The organism is Paenibacillus pabuli, assembly GCF_039831995.1.
Lineage (GTDB): Bacteria > Bacillota > Bacilli > Paenibacillales > Paenibacillaceae > Paenibacillus > Paenibacillus pabuli_C.
In genome coordinates this window covers 634,023-657,891 of record NZ_JBDOIO010000004.1, presented here as the reverse complement: position 1 = coordinate 657,891, position 23,869 = coordinate 634,023, and the positions used below count along the sequence as shown (strand labels likewise).

General features: G+C 48.6%; 20 protein-coding genes. 2 read left to right on the top strand and 18 right to left on the bottom strand.

Features of this window, described 5'->3' with window-relative positions; genetic code table 11:
- Nucleotides 1-9: 9 nt before the first annotated feature.
- Both ABGV42_RS22545 and ABGV42_RS22540 read right to left on the bottom strand, forming a co-directional pair.
- Nucleotides 10-243 carry a hypothetical protein gene (locus ABGV42_RS22545; protein ID WP_347383764.1) on the bottom strand — a complete coding sequence of 78 codons (234 nt, stop codon included), beginning with the start codon at nucleotides 241-243 and terminating at the stop codon, nucleotides 10-12.
- 135 nt (nucleotides 244-378) lie between these two features.
- Nucleotides 379-975, bottom strand: a complete 597-nt coding sequence (locus tag ABGV42_RS22540) for a restriction endonuclease (protein ID WP_347383763.1) — start codon at nucleotides 973-975, stop codon at nucleotides 379-381.
- 258 nt (nucleotides 976-1,233) lie between these two features.
- On the opposite strand from ABGV42_RS22540, the gene ABGV42_RS22535 reads away from it, so the two are divergent.
- The gene (locus ABGV42_RS22535; protein WP_347383762.1) at nucleotides 1,234-2,505 is read left to right on the top strand and encodes a hypothetical protein; all 1,272 of its coding nucleotides are present in this window, start codon (nucleotides 1,234-1,236) and stop codon (nucleotides 2,503-2,505) included.
- An 81-nt stretch (nucleotides 2,506-2,586) separates the two neighbouring features.
- On the opposite strand, the gene msrA is transcribed toward ABGV42_RS22535, so the two are convergent.
- The 6 genes from msrA to ABGV42_RS22505 form a co-directional block, all read right to left on the bottom strand.
- Nucleotides 2,587-3,102, bottom strand: a complete 516-nt coding sequence (gene msrA / locus ABGV42_RS22530; protein ID WP_347383761.1) for a peptide-methionine (S)-S-oxide reductase MsrA — start codon at nucleotides 3,100-3,102, stop codon at nucleotides 2,587-2,589.
- A gap of 203 nt (nucleotides 3,103-3,305) precedes the next feature.
- Complete coding sequence (locus tag ABGV42_RS22525; RefSeq protein ID WP_347383760.1) at nucleotides 3,306-3,563, bottom strand: GlsB/YeaQ/YmgE family stress response membrane protein; 258 nt, start codon at nucleotides 3,561-3,563, stop codon at nucleotides 3,306-3,308.
- 282 nt (nucleotides 3,564-3,845) lie between these two features.
- Nucleotides 3,846-5,153, bottom strand: coding sequence for an AAA family ATPase (locus ABGV42_RS22520; RefSeq protein WP_347383759.1), 1,308 nt, complete (start codon nucleotides 5,151-5,153; stop codon nucleotides 3,846-3,848).
- The gene (locus tag ABGV42_RS22515) at nucleotides 5,153-6,616 is read right to left on the bottom strand and encodes an RtcB family protein (protein WP_347383758.1); all 1,464 of its coding nucleotides are present in this window, start codon (nucleotides 6,614-6,616) and stop codon (nucleotides 5,153-5,155) included. Before ABGV42_RS22515 ends, ABGV42_RS22520 begins: the two co-directional genes overlap by 1 nt.
- A 547-nt stretch (nucleotides 6,617-7,163) precedes the next feature.
- Nucleotides 7,164-7,982, bottom strand: coding sequence for a TerC family protein (locus tag ABGV42_RS22510; protein WP_347383757.1), 819 nt, complete (start codon nucleotides 7,980-7,982; stop codon nucleotides 7,164-7,166).
- Nucleotides 7,983-8,276: 294 nt separating this feature from the next.
- Nucleotides 8,277-8,591, bottom strand: a complete 315-nt coding sequence (locus ABGV42_RS22505; protein ID WP_170948165.1) for a DUF3817 domain-containing protein — start codon at nucleotides 8,589-8,591, stop codon at nucleotides 8,277-8,279.
- A gap of 231 nt (nucleotides 8,592-8,822) precedes the next feature.
- Here ABGV42_RS22505 and ABGV42_RS22500 point away from each other — a divergent pair, with 231 nt between their 5' ends.
- A complete protein-coding gene (locus ABGV42_RS22500) occupies nucleotides 8,823-9,917 on the top strand; it encodes a glycosyltransferase family 4 protein (RefSeq protein ID WP_347383756.1) in 1,095 nt (364 codons plus the stop codon).
- Nucleotides 9,918-9,970: 53 nt separating this feature from the next.
- On the opposite strand, the gene ABGV42_RS22495 is transcribed toward ABGV42_RS22500, so the two are convergent.
- The 10 genes from ABGV42_RS22495 to ABGV42_RS22450 all read right to left on the bottom strand — a co-directional run bounded on the left by ABGV42_RS22495 (nucleotide 9,971) and on the right by ABGV42_RS22450 (nucleotide 23,835).
- Nucleotides 9,971-10,333, bottom strand: a complete 363-nt coding sequence (locus ABGV42_RS22495; protein ID WP_347383755.1) for a DNA-binding protein — start codon at nucleotides 10,331-10,333, stop codon at nucleotides 9,971-9,973.
- A 56-nt stretch (nucleotides 10,334-10,389) separates the two neighbouring features.
- Nucleotides 10,390-11,355: a helix-turn-helix transcriptional regulator gene (locus tag ABGV42_RS22490; RefSeq protein WP_347383754.1), complete on the bottom strand. Its 966-nt coding sequence runs from the start codon at nucleotides 11,353-11,355 to the stop codon at nucleotides 10,390-10,392.
- A gap of 276 nt (nucleotides 11,356-11,631) precedes the next feature.
- A complete protein-coding gene (locus ABGV42_RS22485; RefSeq protein ID WP_347383753.1) occupies nucleotides 11,632-12,153 on the bottom strand; it encodes a hypothetical protein in 522 nt (173 codons plus the stop codon).
- A 176-nt stretch (nucleotides 12,154-12,329) separates the two neighbouring features.
- Complete coding sequence (locus ABGV42_RS22480; RefSeq protein WP_347383752.1) at nucleotides 12,330-12,965, bottom strand: 50S ribosomal protein L25; 636 nt, start codon at nucleotides 12,963-12,965, stop codon at nucleotides 12,330-12,332.
- A gap of 285 nt (nucleotides 12,966-13,250) precedes the next feature.
- A complete protein-coding gene (gene pulA, locus ABGV42_RS22475) occupies nucleotides 13,251-16,127 on the bottom strand; it encodes a type I pullulanase (RefSeq protein WP_347383751.1) in 2,877 nt (958 codons plus the stop codon).
- A gap of 292 nt (nucleotides 16,128-16,419) precedes the next feature.
- Entirely contained in the window at nucleotides 16,420-18,480 is a 2,061-nt protein-coding gene (pulA, locus tag ABGV42_RS22470) for a type I pullulanase (RefSeq protein ID WP_347383750.1), read from the bottom strand.
- Between the two features lie 173 nt (nucleotides 18,481-18,653).
- Nucleotides 18,654-20,165, bottom strand: a complete 1,512-nt coding sequence (locus tag ABGV42_RS22465; RefSeq protein ID WP_347383749.1) for an extracellular solute-binding protein — start codon at nucleotides 20,163-20,165, stop codon at nucleotides 18,654-18,656.
- 94 nt (nucleotides 20,166-20,259) lie between these two features.
- Complete coding sequence (locus tag ABGV42_RS22460; RefSeq protein ID WP_347383748.1) at nucleotides 20,260-21,363, bottom strand: glycoside hydrolase family 88/105 protein; 1,104 nt, start codon at nucleotides 21,361-21,363, stop codon at nucleotides 20,260-20,262.
- A gap of 22 nt (nucleotides 21,364-21,385) precedes the next feature.
- A complete protein-coding gene (locus ABGV42_RS22455) occupies nucleotides 21,386-22,885 on the bottom strand; it encodes an extracellular solute-binding protein (protein ID WP_347383747.1) in 1,500 nt (499 codons plus the stop codon).
- A 77-nt stretch (nucleotides 22,886-22,962) separates the two neighbouring features.
- Nucleotides 22,963-23,835 (bottom strand): carbohydrate ABC transporter permease, encoded by an 873-nt coding sequence (locus tag ABGV42_RS22450; protein ID WP_095289558.1) that lies wholly within the window; start codon nucleotides 23,833-23,835, stop codon nucleotides 22,963-22,965.
- Between the last annotated feature and the right edge of the window lie 34 nt (nucleotides 23,836-23,869).

The following is a 23,869-nucleotide window of genomic DNA, read 5'->3' as shown; positions in this document are numbered from 1 at the left end:
TAAGATTATTTATGTACCCATGCCCACGAGTATCCCCTGAACAAAATAAAAAGAAGCACCACCATCCTGGATGATCCGCTTCTTGTGTTTGACCTTTTGCAGTTTTTCTTGTTTGGTTGGCATGAGTCGAACATGTTGGGATAATGCACCATAATTTTCGTTTACTCTTCGGCTCTGTTCGGGACAATATTGTCCTGAGCGCTCTGCTCTGCGTAATGCTTTTTGTGTTTGGGTACGTGCCATAACGTCTATACACTCTCCTTTGGTTGAATACACTCAATATATCATGTGCAGACATGCAAGTGAAGGTGAACCCTACCTAATTTCATCGAAAAAAGGCCCAACGGGGCCTCACTAATGCACTTATAATTTTCATCCCTAGCGTGTAGTTCGTTTTCGCCTCGATTGCCAGGTTTCCACCGGCTCCTGATCATCTTCTTCTATGAGTTCCATGGCTTCTTCCACTCTTCTCGACTTGAACAGGACAATCAGATCCATCAGATCTTCCCGGTCCAGCAGCTTCACACCGTTGACCGCAGCCAGCGTCCGGCAGGCTTCTGTGTATCTTGCTGAAGTCAAGACGATCGAGCGGTCTGCTTCATAATAACGCATCGAGGTGTAAATCTCCTGCACGGCACTCAGACCAACCGGATGATTCGCTCCATAACGTTTGGCCTGAATCACATTCCGTCTGCCCAAGCGGTCCGTAAACACAAGATCCGCTCCGAAGTCCCGGCTGCTGGTCGTCTTATGAACTTCTTCGTATCCGAGCTGTTGAAACAAATGAAAGAGATACAACTCAAACTCCGAACCATCTTCCATTTTATCGATGTCCTTGATTGAGATCTTGCGAGGGTTGGCTTCACTGCGTATACGCTGTCCCCGCCGGATGAATCGCCGAATTACCCAGACCAGCAGCAGCAATACAGCGATCGAACCAATGACCCAAGGGGTTAAGTTTTCATTCCAATTCATGTCTGTTCTCCTTGTACATTCCTCTGTCTGAATCGTGCCTATGTTAGAATTAACCATGATTACCGCACTTAATATAACAAACTTCTACCCGGTTCGGAAGAAGATGAATTCCCTGTAACCGTTACACTTCATCAAACATAGATAATAGGATACATCACGGATAAAAGGTTACAGTCTCTCAGGTTGAATTCAAACTGGCTTAAATGGTAGAATTCAACAATCGGTTCTATTTTGAACCGCAGAAAGGTGGTTTATAACTTGCTTACATTTAACAAACGCAATACCAAAACATGGGCAGCCCTGCTACTCAGCGGCGTGCTCCTCTTCAGTATGAATACAACGGGTTATGCTGCGGTACAGAGTGAGCCGCTTCCCAAACCTGCTTGGACTTCACCTTCACTGATGCAATCCCAAGTCAATACGGAAAAAGACGTCCTGGTCAAGGAGATCAACGCTGTCCCTGCCAAAAACTTGGTATACGTGCACTCCTCCCAGCCTGTGACCAAGACAAGCAGCGCTACGACGCTGGCCTGGCAGCTCGATACACTTCAGGCACTGGATGCGACAACCGGCAAAGTGAAATGGAATTATATCTTCCATGAAAAAAGCGGACCGTATACAACCTACTCCGATTCGATATACACCAGTTACGGCACTGCCTATGTATATATGGAATATTCGGATGGAACCAAGAAAGTATACTCATTTAATACATCCGGCAAAACGAATTGGGTTAGAACGGTAAACGCTCCATCCGATCTGTATCTACTTGATGACGAAACATTGCTAATCGCTTCCAGTCAAGGTGCTCAGTCCAATGGTTCGGTTAGAACAGCTATTTCGCTCTATGACAAGAAGGGCAAGCTGATTACCGAGAAGACAATTAATGGTACTGTGCTCCAAGCAGGCAGTGACCGCATTGTGGTAGATGCCAGCAAACGAATCAAAGTCGGCAGCTACTGGCAGCCTGCAGCGAATCCTAAAGTGGAGATTTATGATCGTTCGCTCACCCGCCTGTCCTTCTATCAATTCCCGAGCAATGCGAACACGCAGGGTGACGGTGGCGGTGAGTCACTCGCTATACTGAACGATGGATCGGTCATCATGCGTGCCAACTTTGAAAACACGGGCAACAAACTGATGGGCTTCGGAACAGATGGCAAGCTCGCTTGGGGACGCAGCATTCCAGGCAATGCTTTCATTCAGACAGCAGGCGACGGATATACCCTGTTTACAGGTTCCAAGCTGGAACTGTACAACATGAAAGGCAAAGTCACCGAGCGTACGTTCAAGGATCAACAGCCTGTGCTGATGCAAGTCGAGCGGACACAGGATGGACACTATCAACTTGATTTTGCCAAAACGGGTTATATTGTGGATCCGGAAACGCTGGAGGACGTGAATGTTTACACAACCAGTGCTTCGGTTCCTTCCATTGAACGTCCTTCAACGTATGTCAATCATGTCCTTTATACCATTCAAAATGATACATTATCCAAATATCTGCTTCAGTCCAAGACCGTAAAATAATTAGTTATTCTTGAGCAAAGAAGCCGGGTCGGTTCCAAAAGGGAATCTGCCCGGCTTCTTTACTGTACGGTCTGCCATACCTTATTTCCAGTTCTCTTCAATAAACTCATCCCGTCCGGATAGGGCGCGGTCTTCCTTGTAATGCTTCTCATTCTTCTTATGGTAATCCTGATGATAATCCTCAGCCGGGTAGAACACAACCGCATCACGGATCTCGGTCACAATGGGTTGGTTGAACCGTCCGCTTGCTGCCAGCTCCTGCTTGGACTGCTCCGCCAGTTCACGCTGACGTTCATTGTGTACAAAGATCGCTGTACGATACTGGGTTCCGCGATCCTGAAACTGCCCTCCGTCGTCGGTTGGGTCAATCTGCGGCCAGTAAAGCTCCAGCAGCCGTTCATAGGGAAACAGCTCCGGATCGAATGTGATTTCAACCACTTCTACGTGCCCGGTCTCCCCTGTTTTGACCTGCTCATATGTCGGATGTTCAACGTGACCGCCTGTATACCCGGATACTATTCCGTGAATGCCTGGCTGCTCTTCAAATGGTGTAACCATACACCAGAAACATCCCCCGGCAAATGTCGCTTTTTCCATTGTCTCTCTCCTTCATGCATCCATCTATTATGAGGAAACCTTTTGCTTGTTATCCAACAAAGATTTCGTTACGAACCGTTGCCTATATATATTAAAACAAAAAGAGGTTGATGGAAAGCCATCCGAATGGCTCTTCATCAACCTCTTCATTATAAACGGGAAACATCATTCATTTCCCATGGATTCGTAGTGCAATAACTTCGTTACCCGCGACTACGACCCATTGAACGGAAGATCAAGCTTACGATTGCTACAAGTACGATGGCACCAATTAATGCCGGTACGATGTAGAATCCGCCCATTTCAGGACCCATTTCTCCGAAGATCACGCCGCCTAACCATCCACCGATGAAACCAGCGATAATGTTACCGATGACTCCGCCTGGGATGTCACGACCAACAATCATACCTGCCAACCATCCAATAATACCACCGATAATTAATGACCATAACCAACCCATACTATTCACCTCAATTAAAAGTTTTTGTTGTTGTCTGTCTACTATTAACCGCTACAGAAGCATTTAAACAACTGAATTAAAAATTGTTGTATATTACCTTTTGTTCATATGCCTCAGATCCGCATGACAAGCCCGTCGCAGCAGGGAAAAATTCATTTTTCCTTTCCGTTCGGCCTTCAAAAGCTTCACGGTTTAATTGTACCTCCCGAAAGTCATTGTATGTGGGAGCAGACAACCGTAGTATATCCAATTGAGATGTATAATATTTGGTGGTGAATAGGATTAATAAAAGCCGGCTCGTCCTTTTCCTGGCTGAGTCAGCCAGTTATGCTTATGGCTCTTATCCAGCTCTCCCCGCATGGACTGAATAACTTGTACAATGTCCGTCCGGCCATTTTGATGCCATTCCAATGCAGCACTGACATATAGCTCACCGAGCTGTGCAAGGGAGAATGTATCCGTGAGCCGAGCAGCTTCATGCGTTCCTTCTTCGCCGGCAAAGACCTGAAATCCCCGCTGCTGCAAGTATTGCAATCGCAGTGCTTCATCCGGCAGCGGAATTTCATAGGCACGATCAAACCGTCCGGCACGGTTCATGAGACCTGGATCTATTTTCTCCGGATAATTCGTTGTGCCAATCAGGAAAATGCCTTCTTTGGATGTGGCTCCATCCAGTGTATTGAGGAAGAAGGAGCGCACTTCGTCCGGCATCGAATCGATATCCTCAATGATCAGCACCATTGGAGCCAGGCGTTTAGCCGCCTCGAACACTTCCCGAACGGATTCACTGTTGGTATATTCGGTAATTTGCCAGTATGCAGCTGGACCGGGAATGCTGCCGGCAATCGATTTGACCAAGGTTGTTTTCCCGTTGCCCGGGTGACCATACAGCAGAATTCCCCTTTTGTACGGAATGTCATATTCCCGGTAGAAGGAGCGATCCGCTTCGAAGAACTGATCCAGCGAGCGGAAAATATCCTGCTTGATCTGGGGTGAAAGAACCACATCGTCTCTTCCCACCGAGCGGGTGATGGATTCTACATGGCGTTCACTGCCATTGCGGGCATCGGTATATACCGTGACCTTTTTCATATTTTGCTGACGTTCCCGTTCGCGTACACTGCCCAGAAACTGCTTCAGCTCCTCCTCACCTACCGCGAACACAAAGTCCTCATTGTAGATGCCATTATCCCGGAAAAAGGGAATACGGACGAGGGCTACGCCCCATTTGGGATACGCAAACACGTTGTTGCGAATGGAATAATGCACACCGTATGTAGGCACATCACCATCATCTTCATAATGCAGTGTACGCAGCTCCAGATCCTCGAAAATCCGGGCAACCAGTTCCACGTCGTTACTGTCGTTCAACAAATCTTCTTTCAAAAGCTCCCAGTATTCATTGTTCGGATCATCACTGGCAAACAGTTCATAACGAACCCCGTACCTGCTGCTTAATGCTTCGATAATGCCCCGAATCAGGCGTGCATAAGTGGCATAACCCTGGATTCGAATCTGGTCGTCCTGTATTTGATCATATGCATAGATGGCCTGGATATGTGTTGCTTCTTTTTCCTTCTGTACTGTCATTATTTAGCTCCTTTCACGGCTGCAAGCGGTTTGCATTTGGCTACAACTTGAGCCAGGCCTGCACCGGTAACACTATCAATAATTTCATCGACATTCTTATATGCCTGTGGCGACTCATCAATAATCGATTCGAGTGAACGCTGATTCACCACTATCTCATCTTCGGTACCTACGCCAAGTGCGGATGCAAAATCCTCTACCGAAACCAGGCGCTTGGTTGCTGTACGCGAACGAATGCGTCCTGCACCGTGGCAGATCGAATAATAGTTATCTTCGCCCTGCGGCTGACCTACCATGATATACGAGGCCGTCCCCATGGATCCTGGAATCAGCGCGGGATGGCCTGTAGCCATATAAGGTTTCGGATTATCCAGGTGGCCTGCAGGCAGTGCACGCGTCGCTCCTTTGCGATGGACAAATACGCTACCTTCTTTTGCATGAGACTCTTCCCAGGCATAATTGTGCATCAGATCATATAGCGTACGGAATTCACATTTGGGTCCGAATACGTCCCGGAATGCCTCCCGAATAGCGTAGGCGATCAGATGGCGGTTGGCCACAGCATAATTCAATGCGGAATACATCATGTTCACGTAATGACGCCCTTCGGCATGTTCCAACGGAGCAAAAACCAGTCTTGGATCAGATGTACCAAGCCCGTTTCGCTGCATCACTTTGGCAATCGCTGCGGAGCTGGTCTGACTCACATGTCCGCCCCAGGCACGGGAACCTGAATGAATCATGACGACAATCTGGCCATCATACAGTCCCCAGGCTTCAGCGATCTCACGATTTTCCTCTGCGATCTCAATGGACTGGATTTCTGCAAAATGATTGCCCCCGCCCAAAGTGCCCAGCTGACGATGCGCACGATGCCATGTCATATCCGGAACCAGATTCAGTCCTTCCTCATCGTAGGCAAATTTGCTGCTTTCCACATGGGTAAAGGATGTTGATTTTTTCGGTGTATAGCTGTCCGGAATATATTTTTTGGGCAGACCGTGCAAGCCTTTGCGAACAATGTGTTCAAGTCTGATATCCGAGAAGTGCCCCCGCTGACTGGCCTCCATCGGCAGCACCTTCTCAATGGCCTTAACCAGCTTGCGGCGCAATTTTACGTCCTTCAGATCGTTCTTGTGCAGGTTGGTCATATGCACCCGCATACCGCAGCCGATATCACTGCCAACAATGGATGGAGACACGTAACCCGTCTTCGCGTCCCATACGGCCGTAGTACCGATGCAGGTTCCCACACCCACATGAACGTCAGGGGTATAACTCATATAGGAAATGCCGGGGATTTGCAGATTGTTGTTGGCCATTTCAAACACTTTGTAGTCCAGTGAGGAAAACAATTGCTGTGCAGCGTATACCGTCAAATCCCCCGCTGGCAATTTTACTTCATGCCGATAGCCTCCAGGGAATTCGTTTTGACTTGTAAATAAATTCAATTCTGTATTCATAAAGGGTGATTTTTCCTTCCTGTTCTTATCCTTTTAGTTATTTTTCAAAATAAGGGATTTTTGTATCGTATAATTCATATCCGCTTCAGTCGATACAACAAAAAAAAGAAGTCATGGACTGATCGCCCATGACTTCTTCATGACAATAACAGAGAACAGGACGGCATGAAGATGCCACACGTCTGTTCTCCATCGCTATATAAGCCGAGATTGACATATCCATGCCTGCATAATGAACAGTGAAAAGATATGCCGATTCTCCTATGTCGCCCGTAAGAGGCCAAAGAGACGATGAGCTGGATATGCAGTTGTATCTATGTGACTTGGGTTCTGTGTCAATCTAACATCATAACCAACCATCATGTCTTTCGGCCTCCCTTCGTAAATGATAAGTCTTATATTAATCGGACTCGTTTCGATATGTCAACCCTTTTCTTGGAAAATAAACAGTCCTGCATGTATATGCATATACTAAAAAATCAGGGGTCTGTTTCATTACAGCCCCTGATTTTTACGAAACATATGTGGTTTGTTTTAGCTTGTGGAATTAATTTTCCGCTTGTTTTTCCAACTCTTCAATCGGATTTTCATCCTCTTTGGCTGGTACTTTGGAAGACAGGAACCAACCGCATACCGCAATGGTGATCAATACGATATAGAATCCGAATTTCCAAATTTTATTTTCCGGGAAATGTTCATCCAGAACACCGAGAGAAGGATGCGCCAGCGTAATAACTGCAAGCTTAACCCCTACCCAACCTACGATAACGAAGGCTGCCACTTCAAGCCCTGGACGGGAATGAAGCAATTTAACGAAGAACGAAGCTGCAAAACGCATAATGACGAGACCAATAAATCCTCCCAGGAAGATGACGATAAACTGTCCACCATCGAGCCCGCCAATGGGAGGCAATCCACTTGGTGGCAGCGCCACAGCCAGTGCTACAGCTGCGAGAATAGAATCGACTGCAAAAGCGATATCCGCTACTTCGACCTTGAAAACAGTCATCCAGAAACCGGATTGTTTCTTGGCTTTTTTCGGTGCATCATCGGCTGCTTCGTCTGTCTTGTTTCGACTGCCCATAACTTTCTTGGCAATGTGGTTAATCGAGATGTAGAGAAGATACAACGCTCCGATCGCCTGAACCTGCCAAACATCGACGAGGAACGAGATCAGGAACAAGGAACCTAACCTGAAGATAAAAGCCCCGAGCAAACCGTAGAACAACGCCTTTTTGCGTTTCTCATCCGGTAAATGCTTCACCATAATCGCAAGCACCAAAGCATTATCTGCTGCCAGCAATCCTTCCAGGACTACTAGGACGATTAGTACCCAACCATACTCCAATAATAATGACAAATCCAAATTTGACTCCTCCTTAGTATCCTTATGATGTACAAAAAAAGGACCTTTACCATCGCTGGTAAAGATCCTTTTATATCCATAAAAAGAGACCTTTACCCAGCGTGAAAACTTGGTAAAGGTCTCGCTAACAACAAATTGCTGCCAATAAAGCCGGGGATATAATCCCGAATTGACGACTTTACTGTGAAAGCTACTCCCCTTTAACATCAGGAATATACAGTTTTAGTTGGTGCATTTCTTACGGTTCAAATAACCTGTTCTCATCATATTCACAACGCTACACAAAGTCAAGCTTTATTTGACGGTACCTTGACCCTGATCCATTTTGCGAAAAACGAAAAAATCATAGACAAAATTCCCCAGCGGGATAAACGATATAAAAAATAAAGCGATTGGACGGCGTAAACGCCACTTTTGCGTCGTATACAGACTAACCATAAACAACATATACATCAAAAACAGAAAACCGTACAGATTGCCAAACCATGTGACCGATTGAGGCAGGATCCCTGCATTTTTCAAGGGAAATGCAACAAACAGCAATAATACATATGAAAGTCCCTGCAGCCACAGCAGCAATCGGAAGCGGCCCAGTGTTGAATGTAACATCATCTTCCTCCTGTTTCTATCCACGTAACGAATCATTTGCAACCTGTTCATTATATCACAAATACGTATTTCATCGGTACTTGCACAAATATACTCTTCTTCCAGTACGAAGTCTCGTTCGCAAGCACGCTAATCATTTCTTATCTTCCCGAGGCGCCAAATGCCTTGTAGAAGCATAAGATGTGACGGACGAAGATTCGTTACGAGTATCGGACAAGGAGGAGCCGCCCAATGAAAATAGCGATGGTCGCACCGGAGAAACTACCTGTGCCTGGAAACGGTTCAGTTGAAATAAGCATTCTGGGCATCGCTCGCGAACTTGCACTACGTCATGAAGTCACCATTATCAGCCGCGAAATGCCCGGTCTTCCGGCCAAAGAGCAGCTCGAAGGCATTACGATCCGCCGTGTTTCATCCAGCAGTCCCGATCGATATATTCAGGCCGTCATCCGGCTTATAAAGGACAGCTCATTCGATCTGATTCAAGTGGATAACAGGCCTCGCTGCCTGGCCCGAATCAAACGAAGCCTGCCTGATATCCCAGCGATTCTGTTCCTTCACTCTCTGACCTTCGCTCAGCCTGGACCCGCAAGATTAGCGTTGTTACGACAAGCCGATTGCATCGCCGTCAACAGTTTGTCGCTCCGGGAAAGATTGGGACGCAGGTTCCCTTCGGTGAAACATCTGATGAATGTCATCCCTCTGGGCGCCGATCTGACCCGCTTCGTTCCAGCGCTAAGCGATGGAAAACACTCCACGCCATCAGAGCGTTCACAACCCTTTTCTGTGCTGTATGTAGGCAGACTGATTCCAGGCAAAGGTGTGGACATTCTGATTCGCGCAGTAGGACTTGTGCAACAGAAGGTTGATGTACAGCTGATTATTGCGGGCAAGGGGCCGAAAGTCTATGTCCGCAAGCTGCGTGTACTTGCCCGAAAACTGAAGATACGTTCATCTTTTCTCGGACAAATTGCCCATGAGCAGATACACCACTTGTACCGGGCCGCTGATTGCCTGGTCTGCCCTTCTCAAATGCACGAAGCCTTCGGACTGGTTAACGTTGAAGCCATGGCTTCCGGCCTGCCTGTCATCGCTTCAGACAATGGGGGGATTCGTGAAATTATCGAATCAGGCAGCAGTGGTTACTTGGTCTCTCCTTATGACAAACCTCAGCCCTTTGCTGCTTGTCTTCTTAAGCTTGCTCGGGATCCGATGCTAGCCGAATCCCTTGGTAAGGCTGGGCGGGCCATTGCCGTGAACCAGTTTGGCTGGTCCCGAACTGCCATGCATCTGGAAGCAGCTTATACAAGACTTATCCGCCAATAAGTATAATTGGCCAGAAGGACTAACGAAGCTGCCCAATTGCTTTTAGGGACCGGTTATGCTTTTTCCCGCGATTGCCAGCTTGTAATCCACGACTCCATTTGGGGGACAGGGACATGTACCATTTCAATCAGCTCAACAATAACCATATCTTTCATGGCAAACCGGACCTTCGCACAGGTCTGCTGATGAAAAACATCATAAAATCCCGAGCCTGCCCAGCACCCGTGTGGAACAACTACTGGGTCGTTCACGATATATCCCACTGTGCCTATTGGAGGAATAACAACCTTGATCGCCTGACGATCTGTACGATTATTGGGATCCTTAACCAAAAATACGGTATCATCTACATTTAACGCCTGGATACCATGATAATGCTCCATTCGGTCCATGGCGGCAAATAACTTACTTTTCATAACATGTTCTTCTCCTTTTCCTTATTTTGAAGTTTCGAGTTAAAATATCAAACCAATTATTCATCTACCTCATAGTGCTCCAACCATTGAGTCAGTTGTTTGCGAATCTCTGTTCGAAACTCACGGGGCTCAAGAACCTCCGCTTGAGGGCCAAATTGATATAACCACATCAGGAACTCACGACTGCTGTTTAATGTGACTTCGAATAACAATCCGCCATCCGGCAGATCCGTCATTCGCGGACGAACAAACATTTCTTCTTCTTTTATGTACGGTGCCATTTTTTCAGTAAATCTCACCTTGAAATGAATATGTTCGTCCCCTCGATCAACAGACCACGTATTTTTCATATACTGCGCTATGTTGAAATCCGCTTTGTCAAAGTGGGTACCTGTCTGATTCACGTCCAGAAATCGGCTTATGCGAAACAATCGCACCTTCTGCACCAGATGGCAATACCCCACGAGATAAAAGCGCTGATCGCGTGGAATAAGATAATAGGGATCAATTTCGCGGACCGTAATATCATTTTTGGTCAGTGTACGATACCGGGTACGTATGGTTTCCTGATTAAGAATGGCTTCAATAATCGGGATAAGCAGATTGGGGTCTTTACCTTCCTCCCGGTATGCAGGCGTTCCCATCCGAATGATACCTGCAATGTTTTCCACGATATCGCTGTTTCTGGATTTCAACTTGGCATGCACCGACATCACCTTGTCAAAAGCTGCATCGAATTCAGCTGGCAATTGGGAAGTATCCAGGACAGACGGAAGCATGGAGAAGACCATGGCCTCCTGCTCCGTGAAATCGAGTGGATACAAGGCGAAATTCCCAATAAACCGATAACCCTTGCCGTAGCCTTCGTTCATGATAGGGGCAACCCTGTCCAAAATCCGGAGATCGCGATAGATCGTGCGTACAGTTGTATCACATTTCGCAGCCAACTCCTTGGCTGAGATTCCGGGATTCGCTTGTATAGCCTGAAGTATACGCAGCAGACGAATTAATTTCTCTGTCATGTAGTTTCTCCCCTTCGATATTTTATCGGCAAGGAAAACTAGTTCCTTTAGTACATCTATAAATCTTTAGTCCCATTCATCATTTCGCAATTTCACCAATTATGCATAGTTCAATTGCACTTTTTCTCCTTTATTAATATACATTTTTTGACTACCTTGCGTAAAATATTAGATACAAGTCCTTATACCTAAGCCTGAAAGCCTATTAACCAATTCTAATAAAACGACAAAAAAGCCCGTCTCTTGAGAAGAGACAGGGCTTTTGCGGATGATTAATTATACATGATGCAGCTGCACTAATTGTGTCAGAACGTTGACCAAGTGTTCACATAATTCCGGAATATCTCCCATTTGGTCTTCGTTCACAATCCGATCAAAATAGACATGGCTTGAAACGTTGTACAAGACAGGCTGCTCTCCGTACACAAAATGAATGTCCTGTTCCAAGCGCTGATCTGGCCAGCTCACTTGCATAATGGAGCGAATTGCCGGGCATAGCTTGTCAAGGTCAGGAGTCTCCTGGCTAAACCGAAGTTCTAGATGACATCCGGGCTGGCTGCCTGGGGTCTCAAGTATTTCGGCCGCCAGCGCTTCTAGAGAGCTGCGGAGTATAACTTCCCCTTTGACCTCAGTATGCTCCCTTAGAACGAACTGCAGCACGAACTCTCTGGACATACTCGCCATCTCCAAGCTGTCTTTCCGGTTCGATATATGAATGATCTCATCCAGATTATCGAGATCATACAGATGATTTTCCAAACCCACCTTGAGATTGTCATACACGGTTGGATCAAACATATGAACTTCCCTACTTTCCTATGAACTTATATTGACCTGTTTGCAGATATGATCCGCTTCGAATCTGTGTATCACTCACTTGTATGTATTATAACCATCACTACGATCGCAAAAAAAGCCCGGTCATCATGACCGGGCTTTGTCTAGGGTGAGGGAGCATGCCTCCCATGTCCCTTTTATTCGTCTGCTGCCTTCTCTTCCTCCACCGTAGCAGGTTCTGCCTCATCAGCAGAAGCTGTCGGCTCTTCCTCGGCTGCCTGTGGTGGCATAACAGATGCGATAATGGAATCGGGTGACGTTATAAGGGTCAACCCCTTATCCAGCTTAATATCTTCAGCCGTCAGGCGATCGCCAATTTCCAAACCACTGACATCCACCTCAATAGAAGTGGGCAGGTCAGCTGGAAGCCCTTCCACTTCCAATTCGGTTTCCTGTGTCTGGAACACACCGCCGGCTTTGGAACCGGCAGCCGTGCCTTGGAAATCGATCGGCACACTTACGCTGATCGGTTTATTTTTGGATATTTGCAAAAAGTCCACATGCAGCAGACGTCCGTTGCGCTCCTGCTGATCCTTAATCAACACAGGAACCGTTTTGCCCCCCTCCAGATTGAGGTTGAACATCTCGGAACGACCTGTACGAGCGACCTTGAGCATCTCTTTTTCATCCACATGTATGGAGGCCCCTTCAAATTCAGGACCGTAAACGACAGCCGGAACACGTCCGCCTTGTCTTAACAGGCGCAATGCTGCACCTTTCTTTTCAGTTCGTGGAGTTGCAGTAAGTTGAGCCATTTTTCCGTTGGATTTCATGATTGAACATCCTCCTTCAAGGGATCCCTACTTTGTATTGGTGTTGGGAAGCATTCGGCTTCTCTCATAGACCAAATAGGTCTTATTTTTCTATGGCCAAATCTAGGGCCATATCTCTATTTACCCCAATGAAAGTGCTTCTCAAACATTGGCTTGTACAATTTTTTGCGTTTCTGCATGCAAATCAAGGCTATATAGACCCAAAAAAGACAGCCGGAATAATCTTCCGACTGCCTGATGCTCCTAGGTTTATTCATAGCCCTACACGGGCCTATCCAAAAGGATTCAGGCACTGTTACGGTTATCCTCTTCATCGCTCTCGCGTATGACCTGCATTTGATCTGTACCGCTCTGCACAACAATCTGTACATCCCCATCTTCCGGCCCAATATCCACGTATCGGTCACCACAGGTATCTTTGGCCTGCCACTCATTCATCCGGATAATCAGTCCCAGATGATGCAAGCCTGGAGCTACACGAATTCGGGCCTCTGCAGCATGGCCCACCTGTTCAAGGGGTACCGCTCCATCTGCCATTCCTGTGCCCCACACCCAAACATCCCATCCCTCGTAATGTTGATCTTCCCGTTCATAACGAAGCGTAACCAGACGTGAGACATGCTTGTGGACTTTGATCGTCACCGTGGACTGAATACTGCCAGCCATGGCCGTAATCTGCGCGGTCCCTGGGGACAAGGCACGAACGATTCCGACTGAACTGACCGTTGCAATATCGGAATTGGAGGAATGCCACCGTATGGCGGTTCCTTGGAGCGGCTGCCCAAATTGATCCAGCACCAATGCACGGAAGCGACTGATTCGTGTCGTATACAGAACGGTTTCACCGACAAGCTCAATTCGTTCGGCATGACGATGATCTACCTGCAAGAGGCTCGTTGCATAGATAGGACCACAATGAACCGTTATCGTTGCCTCACCTGTCTCTTTCGCATGGATCGTTCCATCCGGTTCAATCTGAATCAGCTGCGGCTCTGAAGAACTCCAGAAGACTTCGCAATTCTCGACTACATTACCGAGACGGTCACGCACAATCGCCCGCAGGCCCGCCGTTTCACCCGGGCTATACACCTGCCGTGGAGCATTAATCTCGATCGTGGCCGGTTCCGTTCCGCCGGCATGCTCGATATCATACAGAACCATTAACGACCAGCGTTCTACAGGAACAATGCCGCTAACCTTCCCAATCGAGTCTGTACCTGCCTGATGGTCGTTAACGACCACATGCCATTCACCTTCCGGCAAATGAATCTGCTGCTGGTACGCTGTTGCATTATAAGCAACCATGATTCGATTCCAGGAATCCTGATTGGCCCCGTCCTGAAGCATGAATATGACGACATTACCGTCTGCACGTATAATACGAAGGTGATTCCGGATCTGGTCTGCGTTGATCATACGAAAGGCAGGATGGGTGCGACGCAGATGAATCAAACCACGGTAATAGTCAAAGACAGGTCTGAAACGGGACTTGTTGGCCCACGGGATGGCGTTAACCGCATCACCGCTGCGGTAACTGTTCTGATCTCCCGCTTTGGACCTCAGGATCTCATCTCCTGCATGCAGAAACGGAATGCCCTGAGAGGTAAGCAATATTCCGGTGGACAGCAAAGAGCGGCGAACCATCTCATGGTTAAGCACATCATCTGCATCCACATATCGATAGGGATCTGCTGCTTTTACCGCCGATTCCGCACTCCCGCCTTCCACAGGCTGCCCGTCTCTCCACGCCGGAAACCCCAATTCATGTCTGAGATTCATCGTTGTGGCGATTTTGTCCCACAGATTCAGGTTGTCATGGGCGGTGACATAATTGACGGTCTCCACAGGTGACGATGTAAAGTCATCGATAGCCCCGGCAATTCCCTTAAGAAGCTCATGCTCCATGCCGTCCGCTCCGGTTACATACCCTTTTCCGCTGCCATCACTGTCCCCTTTGATGGCACTGCGGTAATGATCATTGAATACGGCAAATCCCTGACCCCGCTGGGTACCTTTCAGGGTTTTGCGATCCAGCGGCGAGTCTCCGCCTGTCCACGGCTCCCCATAGATCAGCATGGCCGGATCAATCTGCTCACGCAGCTCACGGGTCAGTTCGTTCATCGTATCCGTGTCAATCAATCCCATGAGATCGAAGCGAAAACCATCCACATGATATTCCTCAGCCCAGTACAGGAGAGAGTCGATAATATATTTGCGCACCATTGGACGCTCCGTAGCCAGTTCATTGCCTACACCCGATCCATTACTCAGTGTGCCGTCTGCACGATAGCGGTAAAAATAACCAGGTACGATCTTGTTAAATGGACCTTCGTCGACACCATACGTATGATTGTAGACCACATCAAGCACAACGCGTATACCCTGGCGATGCAGGGACTGCACCAAGGCTTTGAACTCGCGAATTCGCACTGCCGGATCCCGAGGATCGGTAGCATAGGAGCCTTCCGGGACGTTATAGTGCTGCGGATCATAACCCCAGTTATAGGGTGCTCTGAACGTTGTGCCTTCTTCAGCGGATTCCAGTTCATTCACCGTCTGATAATCCGCCACAGGCAGAAGATGCACATGGGTAACCCCGAGTTCGGCAAGATGATCCACACCGATCCGATGCCCTGCCCTGTCAGTCAGACCGGAAGCCGTGAAGGCCAGGAATTTTCCTTTGTACGGAATGTCGGCATGGGGGTCGGAGGAGAAATCCCGCACATGCAGTTCATAAATGACGGCGTCCACCGGACGCTGAAAAACAGGCTTCACGTCCAGCTCCCAATCCGGCGGATGCGTTGTATCGAGATCGATAATGGCCGTCCGCTGCCCATTAGCCGACACGGCACGGGCATACGGATCCACGGCTACTTCTGTGCGCTGATCCTCGTGCGTAATACGATACATGTAATAATATCCTGCCCAATCCCCTGCCAGCTTCACGCTCCATATACCGTCTTCATCACGGGTCATGTCGCTTGCCTGCCCGCCATCATGTTCTGTTACCCATCCATTGGCATTGTAGCTGCCCTCATCTTCAAAAACCACTATAGAAACCTGCCGGGCCGTCGGGGCCCACAGCTTGAATGTACTGGAAGCACGAGTATATGTTAAGCCAAGATCGTTGCCTTCATAACGAAAAGATGTCCATTCCGGCATCGTTCCCACCGCCTTTATATCCATTGATTTCGTGTTGTCCCGATGGTACGGAGCGGGACGTCATTTGTCAACCCGGGGTTGTCTGTACTCAACATATCGGTTGAACAGAGGCGTTCATGAAGTCATTCACTGGATATTTGTCAAACCCTTGCAGCAATCGCTTTCAAAATACAGCATATGTAAACAAGCGCCGCAGATTGACAGCATTTGTACCTGTCCTGATGAAAAAAACAAAATAAAGCACCCTTTTCTCCGCAGCGGGAAAGGGTGCTTTACTACAGCAGGCAAAAATTTAATTATTGGCATACATAATCATCAGGGATACAGCCGGTATGGTGACCTCCCCTTCCTTCACAGTACGCAGCGGTTCGACACCTGCTTGTCCCTGCTCTACAACGACATTCCACATTCCGGAAGGTACAGGAATCGTCCGGCTTTCATTTGCTGCATTATAAATCACGATAATCCGCCTCCAGGAATCTCCGGCAGCCGCACCTGACAGCTCATAAGCAAGCAGGCTTTTGTCTTTTTCTATCAAGCGTACATGTTTGTCAATATCGTCCTGGGTTCTGAACCTGAAGGCCGAATGTTCACGTCGAAGGCGAATCAGTCCACGATAATAATCAAACACCGACTTGAACTGCTGTTTTTGTTCCCAACGAATCGCATTGACAGCATCCCCACTCTCGTGACTGTTGGCATCGCCGTATTTGCTGCGCAAGAATTCATCCCCGGCCGCCAGCAGGGGAATTCCCTGGGAAGTCAACACAATGCCATTTGCAAGCAAGCAGCGCCGAACCGTTTCATTCTCCAACACATGATTGGGATCAATCTGCATATACGGATTCGCATCCTCTACTGCCCGTTCTACACTGTCATATCCCCGAACGTGTCCCTCATCATCATAGGAGATAAACCCAAGCTGCTTTTCTAGCCCTTGCGTATGCGCAACCTTGTCCCACAGATTCAGATTATCGTGAACCGTTACGTAATTCACCGTCTCGGATGGACTGGCCGTAAAATCGGTAATGGCTCCCCTTACACCCGTCCAGATATCCTCTTCCTTTCCCTCCGCACCTGTAGCGAACCCTTTCTCCGCTCCATCACTATCCCCTTTGATTGCACCGCGAAAATTATCGTTGAATACAGCGAGTCCGGCTCTATTCTGGTCTCCCTTGAGGGTCATTCGCTCCCCTAGAGGTGATTCCATTGCCGCCCACGGCTCACCATACAGAAGGATGGACGGAGACACGTGTTCATGCAGCTCTGCAGCAAGTTCCCTCATGGTCGTTGTGTCAATCAACCCCATCAAGTCAAACCGGAACCCGTCGATATGGTATTCCTCTGCCCAGTAACGTACCGATTCAATAATAAACTTGCGCACCATGGGACGTTCAGTGGCTACCTCATTGCCGGTCCCGGATCCGTTGCTGTATGTGCCATCCTCATTCTGGCGGTAGTAATATCCGGGTACCAGCTTCTCAAACGAACTGTCGGCCGTATTAAACGTATGATTATACACCACATCCATAACCACCCCGATCCCTTTCTGATGAAGTGCCAGCACCAAAGCCTTTAGCTCCCGTATGCGTGTGCCGGGCTCATCTGCACGTGTGGCATAAGAGCCTTCCGGGACGTTGTAATGGAGAGGATCATACCCCCAGTTATAGCTGGAATCCTCGGAACCTCCGAAAGCACTGTCTCCAGCCTTGGATTCGTCCACGGTGGCAAAATCAAACACGGGCAGCAGGTGAACATGGGTAACGCCAAGCTCGGCCAAATGATCAATCCCCAGAGTATTGCCCTCGGAATCGCGCAGTCCTGTTTCAGTAAAAGCCAAATACTTGCCTTTGTTCATCATGCCGGATGAAGAGTGAATCGAAAAATCCCGCACATGCAGCTCATATAATACGGCATCCACCGGACTTCTCAGCTCTGGACGAACATCCTGACTCCATCCTTCGGGATCCGTCTGTTCCAGCCGGATGATGACACCCATTTCACCATTCATGGTAACTGCCCTTGCATAAGGATCCACTGCTGTCTCCTGTCGGCCACCTTCGAAGGTGGCCCGGTACATATACCGGTAACCGTTCCATTCTCCATCCAGCTTCAAAGACCAGATGCCCTGCTGCAGTCTAAGCATGGGTACTTCTTTTGTCGCGAATCGTTGTCCTTCTTGTATCCCTGCAAGCTCCGCAGTGGATGCCGTGTAGAGTAGCACGTCCATCCGGACAGCATCTGGAGCCCATACTTTGAATTGGCAGGATTGAGAGCCGATCGTGACGCCCAAGTCTCTTCCTTGATATGTATCATTACCGTATAATTCGTGCTTGTCATGTTCTTCAATCATGATGTTCTTTCCCCTCTCGGTGATATAAATGGATGTGAAAAGAATGCTCCTTTCTCTTTATACCCTTTCAGCTGCCCTACCATAATCATGCAAAAGAAAAAGAAGCGATGCTTCACGTCCGTTGACATAAAACACAGCTTCTATTGGGGCACACGTATTCACCCTATCTTTCGTTATTTCCCGTTCAGTTCGGCGTAGGATGCCTCCAGCTCAGAGATCAGCTGATCTCCTCCGGCTTTTCGCCAGTTAGCTACTTCCCGCTCCCAGCCTGCGTCGTCAATCTTGCCCATAATGTACTTGGTCTGTGCATCCCAGATCATCTGATCCAGCTCCTGACCCCGCTCGGTGTAGATGGCCGATGACAGTGTCAGTGCAGGATTAGAAATGGCATACTGTTCATTCTCGCGGGCCATCTTGGTGCCCTTCATGCCAATCGGAACATCAATTAATTCAGCAACGTTGTACCCTTCAACACTTAACAAATTGTCGCGATACGGCTTCACCTCGCGCTGATAAGCGTCAAAGTCCTTCAGTTCGGTTTTACCGTCAGCCGTCTTGGTGTAGTGCACATCGAGCAGCCCTCGCAGCTGCAGTGTACTCAGTTCCTCATCCATCAGCTGATCAAGGAATGTGAGCACTTTTTTCAATTGCTCTTCATCCTGCACCGCTGCCTTCGGGATCACCAGCATGCCATAGTTCCCCGGCTCCCCGGCGATGCGTATACCCTCCGTTCCCTGGAACGGAGCAACATCGATTACTCCATCCGGAGCGTTAGGCGTAAGCCGCTGCTGGGATGACTTGCCGTTCTGTGCCACGCCGTTCAGCTTCATGCCAATCAGGCCAGAGTCCATTTTTTTGTCCGCATCCGAAGGATCGAGAGCAGGGAAATCACTGTTGATCAGCCCTTCGCTGAACAGTCGCTTGAACAGCTTCATGGTGTCCACATATTCAGTGGTCAGGAATTCCGGCGTTAATTTGCCCGCATCATCTACACCCCACTTGTTCACACCCCCAATACTCACGGCTATCCGGGTCAGCGGAGAAGATACGCCTTCGTTATACTTCTTGAAGAGCAGCGCACCATACGTATCTTCCTTACCATTCCCGTCCGGATCATCCTTGCGCATGGAACGCATCACTTCATACCAGTCATCCAGCGTCTTGGGCACTTCCAGCTTCAACTTGTCGAACCAATCCTTGCGGTACACGATGGCCGTTCGTCCGATATCGCGGAAATTGGGAATGCCGTAGATTTTGCCTTCGATCTTGATATTGTTAAAATACGCCTCGGATTGGGCCGACAGGTTTTTATAATCCTTCAGGTAGGGTCCCAGTTCCCAAAACAGTCCTGTTTTGGCTGCATTAAATGTGGTCGGTACGTAATTCACGCGCATGATCGTAGGCATCTCTCCCGAAGCAACCATGACGTTCACCTTATCATCAAAAGCCGACTGCGGGATCCACTGAACATTGACATCCGTATTCGTATACTCCTCAATTTTTTGCTCCACCCCATTTTCCTTGGCGGGCACATCGCCTACCTGCATCAAAGAGATGGAAATGGGAAACTTGCCTTCCCCGGCGGCTGGAGCTTTTTCTCCTCCACAACCTGCAAGCAGTCCAGCGGACATTGCACCAATGACAACGAATCCGCTTATACGGGACACCCGACCTTTTGGACTCATGAACCATCTCTCCTTTTGCATTATCGTTATTTTCAGCATTAGGCCAATCAAATGAATGCGCTACCATATATCTATCTGAAGAAAGGAACCCGCGTTAAGCCAGTTCCATCTCCACACCTGCCAGAATAAACGGGGCAACCGATTTCGGATCATTGATTCGGATGGACTCGGTTACATAATATTCGTACGATCCGTCACGATACGGACTTCCCCCGAGACCTGCACCGCCATTGCACTGGGTCAAGGACAGTACACCTTCACGGTCCGTTTGCAGCAAGTGCTGCAGCAGACCCTGGTATCCTTTTTCCGCGACCTCCTTGAACTTGCCGCTCAGATAACCTTTGCGTACACCCTTGGCCAGCGCATATACAAACATGGATGTACCCGACGCTTCCAGATAATTCCGCTCACGACCCGGCTGATCCAGCAGATGGGGCCACAGCCCTGTCTGTTGATCCTGTACATGTACAAGTGCGTTGGCCACGCGCTCGAATATGCCGACAATCTGTCCGCGCTGTTCATGATCTTTCGGCAGATGATCCAGTGTATCCACCACGGCCATCACGTACCAACCCATGGCCCGGCTCCAGACATGGGGAGAACAGCCGGTTTCGCCCGAGCTCCAGCGCTGCTCCTTGCTCTCATCCCAGGCATGGTACAGCAAGCCGCTGCGCGGTTCACGTGTATGCTTCTCCACCAGCAGCAGCTGCAGAGCCGCTCGTTCAAACCACTTCTCTTCGCCTGTTACTGCCCCATATTGCGTGAGAAACGGAGTCGCCATATACAATCCATCCAGCCACATTTGAAAAGGATAAATCTTCTTGTGCCAGAAACCGCCTTCGCTCGTGCGTGGCTGTCCCTTGAGCTGAACCATAAGCAGCTCTGCGGCCTTGCGGTATTTCGCTTCACCTGTCTTCTCCATCAGGAAGAACAAGGATTTTCCCTGATTAATCTGGTCCAAATTGTACTCTTCCACGTTGTATGTGCGAATCGTGCCATCTTCCTGAATGAAGTGATCCATCAGCTCCCGAAGGTAATCGTAATACTTGGTTTCCCCTGTACGATGATACAGTTCTTCCAGCGCCTTCAGCAGGCAGCCGTTCTCATAATGCCAAGTGGGATACAGCTGATGATTGCGGTAACTTTCCATGAACTGATCGGCCATTCGTACCGGTGTGAACTGCAATGTTTCCTTCATCGATACCCTCCGCGTCGCTCACTTATTGAGCCTGTTTTTTATAGTCTTCGGCATATTCCTCACGAATCTTGGTTCCACCTGCATTGGCCCAGTTCTCAATCTCCTGTTTCCAGCCATTTTCATCAATCTTACCCATGATATATTTCGTTTGCGCATCGGCAATCATCTGATCGAGATCAGCCCCGCGATCACCATAGGTTGGTGAGTATAACGTGAGCGCAGGGTTCGGAACGGCATGTTCGGCCAGCTCTTTGGCAAGCTCGGTTCCTTTTACCCCCAGTTCGGTATCCTTCAATTTCGGCACATTGTAACCTTCAACATAGGGCAGATTGTCGCGATATGGCTTCACCTCACGCTGGAAAGCATCGAAGTCGCTCATTTCCACTTCATCTTCGCCCACTTTGGTGTAATGTTTGTCTTCTATTCCGCGCATGAGCAATGTTGCCATCTCCGGTTCCATCAACTTATCCAGAAAGCTCAGCAGACTTTTCAGCTCCTCTTCGGATTTCACTGTCGCTTTAGGGAAGGCCAATATTCCGGAGTTGCCTGTCTGGCCTGCAACACGATCGCCGTTCGGTCCAAGCAAACCTGCAATGTCCACAACCCCATCCGGGTCATTCTTGGAGAGACGCTCCTGCTGGCTCTTACCGTTCTGCGCCACGCCGACACGCATGCCGACAACGCCGGAGTCGTACTTTTTCTCCGCTTCGGTGGAGTCAAACACAGCAAAGTCCTGATTCAGCAGCTTCTCGTCATACAACCGTTTCAGCAGGTCCAGCACCTGCATGTATTCCGGTGTCATAAATTCCGGAGTGAAACTGCCGTCATCCTCAACCTTCCACTTGTTCGGTGCACCAAAACTCACACCAAGACGTGTCGTGAAGGAATATTGATCTTCGTTATATTTTTTGAACAGCATCAGACCGAACGTATTATCCTGCCCATCTCCATCCGGATCGGAAGTCGCCAGGGTTTTGATCGTTTCATACCATTCATCCGGTGTGGTTGGTACCTTGAGATTCAGCTTATCGAACCAGTCTTTACGGTAAATAACCGTCGCCCGGGCAATATCGGAGAACACCGGTACACCATAGATTTTTCCATCTACCTTGATATTGTTGAAGAAGCGCTCGTTCTGGGCGGACAAATTTTTGTAATCCTTGAGCAGGGGACCAATCTCCCAAAACACATCGTTGCGCATTGCACTTGTAACTGTCGGGTTGTACTGTACTTTAACGATCTTCGGCATATCGCTGGAAGCGATCATGACGTTAATTTTGTCATTGTACGCCGAAGCGGGAATCCACTGGATATCCAGCTTGGTGTTGGTAAAGGCTTCGATCTTTTGCTGAACCTCATTGCCCTTGCTCGGCACATCACCCACCTGTGCAATCGCAATGGATATGTTCTGTATGCCGCCCTCGGCAGCCTGACCCTCGTCTGATCCGCATCCAGCCAGCAGCCCCGTCACCAGAGCCAGTGTGCTCAGGACAGCCAGAGTTTTCTTTTTTGTTCCTCTCATCAAAGGAAAACCTCCCCTTTTATACATTGCTGATCAAGCATTGTTGCATCCTGCGTCTTTCAACTCAAGCGCCAACCTCAACCTTTTACTGACCCCAGCATCACTCCTTTGGCAAAGTGCTTTTGCAGGAATGGGTATACAAGCATGATTGGAATTGTTGAGAACACAATAACAGCCATACGAATGGTCAGCGGCTGAATCTCCGTCTCTTCAATACTCGTGTCCCCAATCCGGCTCTGTGCCAGAATGACAATCTCACGAAGCCACACTTGAACCGGCCACTTCTCACTGTCATTGATGTAGATGACGGCATTGAAGAAGCTGTTCCAGTGAGCGACTGCATAGAACAGGGAGAATGTAGCCATCGCCGGCATCGACAAAGGCAATACAATACGGAACAGAACGCCGACATCGTTACAGCCGTCAATTTTGGCGGCATCCTCCAGTTCATCCGGAATAGCTTGAAAAAAGTTCTTGAGTACAATCAGGTTGAACGCACTGATGGCGGTGGGCAGCATCAGAGACCATAACGTATCAGTCAGATGCAGCGATTTGACCACGAAATAGGTTGGAATCATGCCTCCGCTGAACAGCATGGTGAACAATACGCCGAGCAGAATCGGCTGCCGTCCACGCAAGTATCTTCTGGATAGCGGATACGCCATCAGCGACGTGAACAGCAGGTTAATCAATGTACCAACCACGGTAATGTAGATCGAGACCCCGAGACTTCGAATCAGTGTATCTGTTGAGAAAATGTAGCGATAGGCCGCCAGGGAAAATTCTTTTGGAAAAAGGATGAATCCTCCCTTCGCCACTTCATGCGGGCTGGTAAACGAGACAGCCAGAATGTAGATAAACGGAATAACGGTCACGATTCCAATCAACAGCAGCAGACCATGATTGACGATATCGAAGATTCGGTTGCCCCACGTTTTATCCTGTTGCATCTTAATGTTCACTCCTGTCTGGTGAAGACGCCTG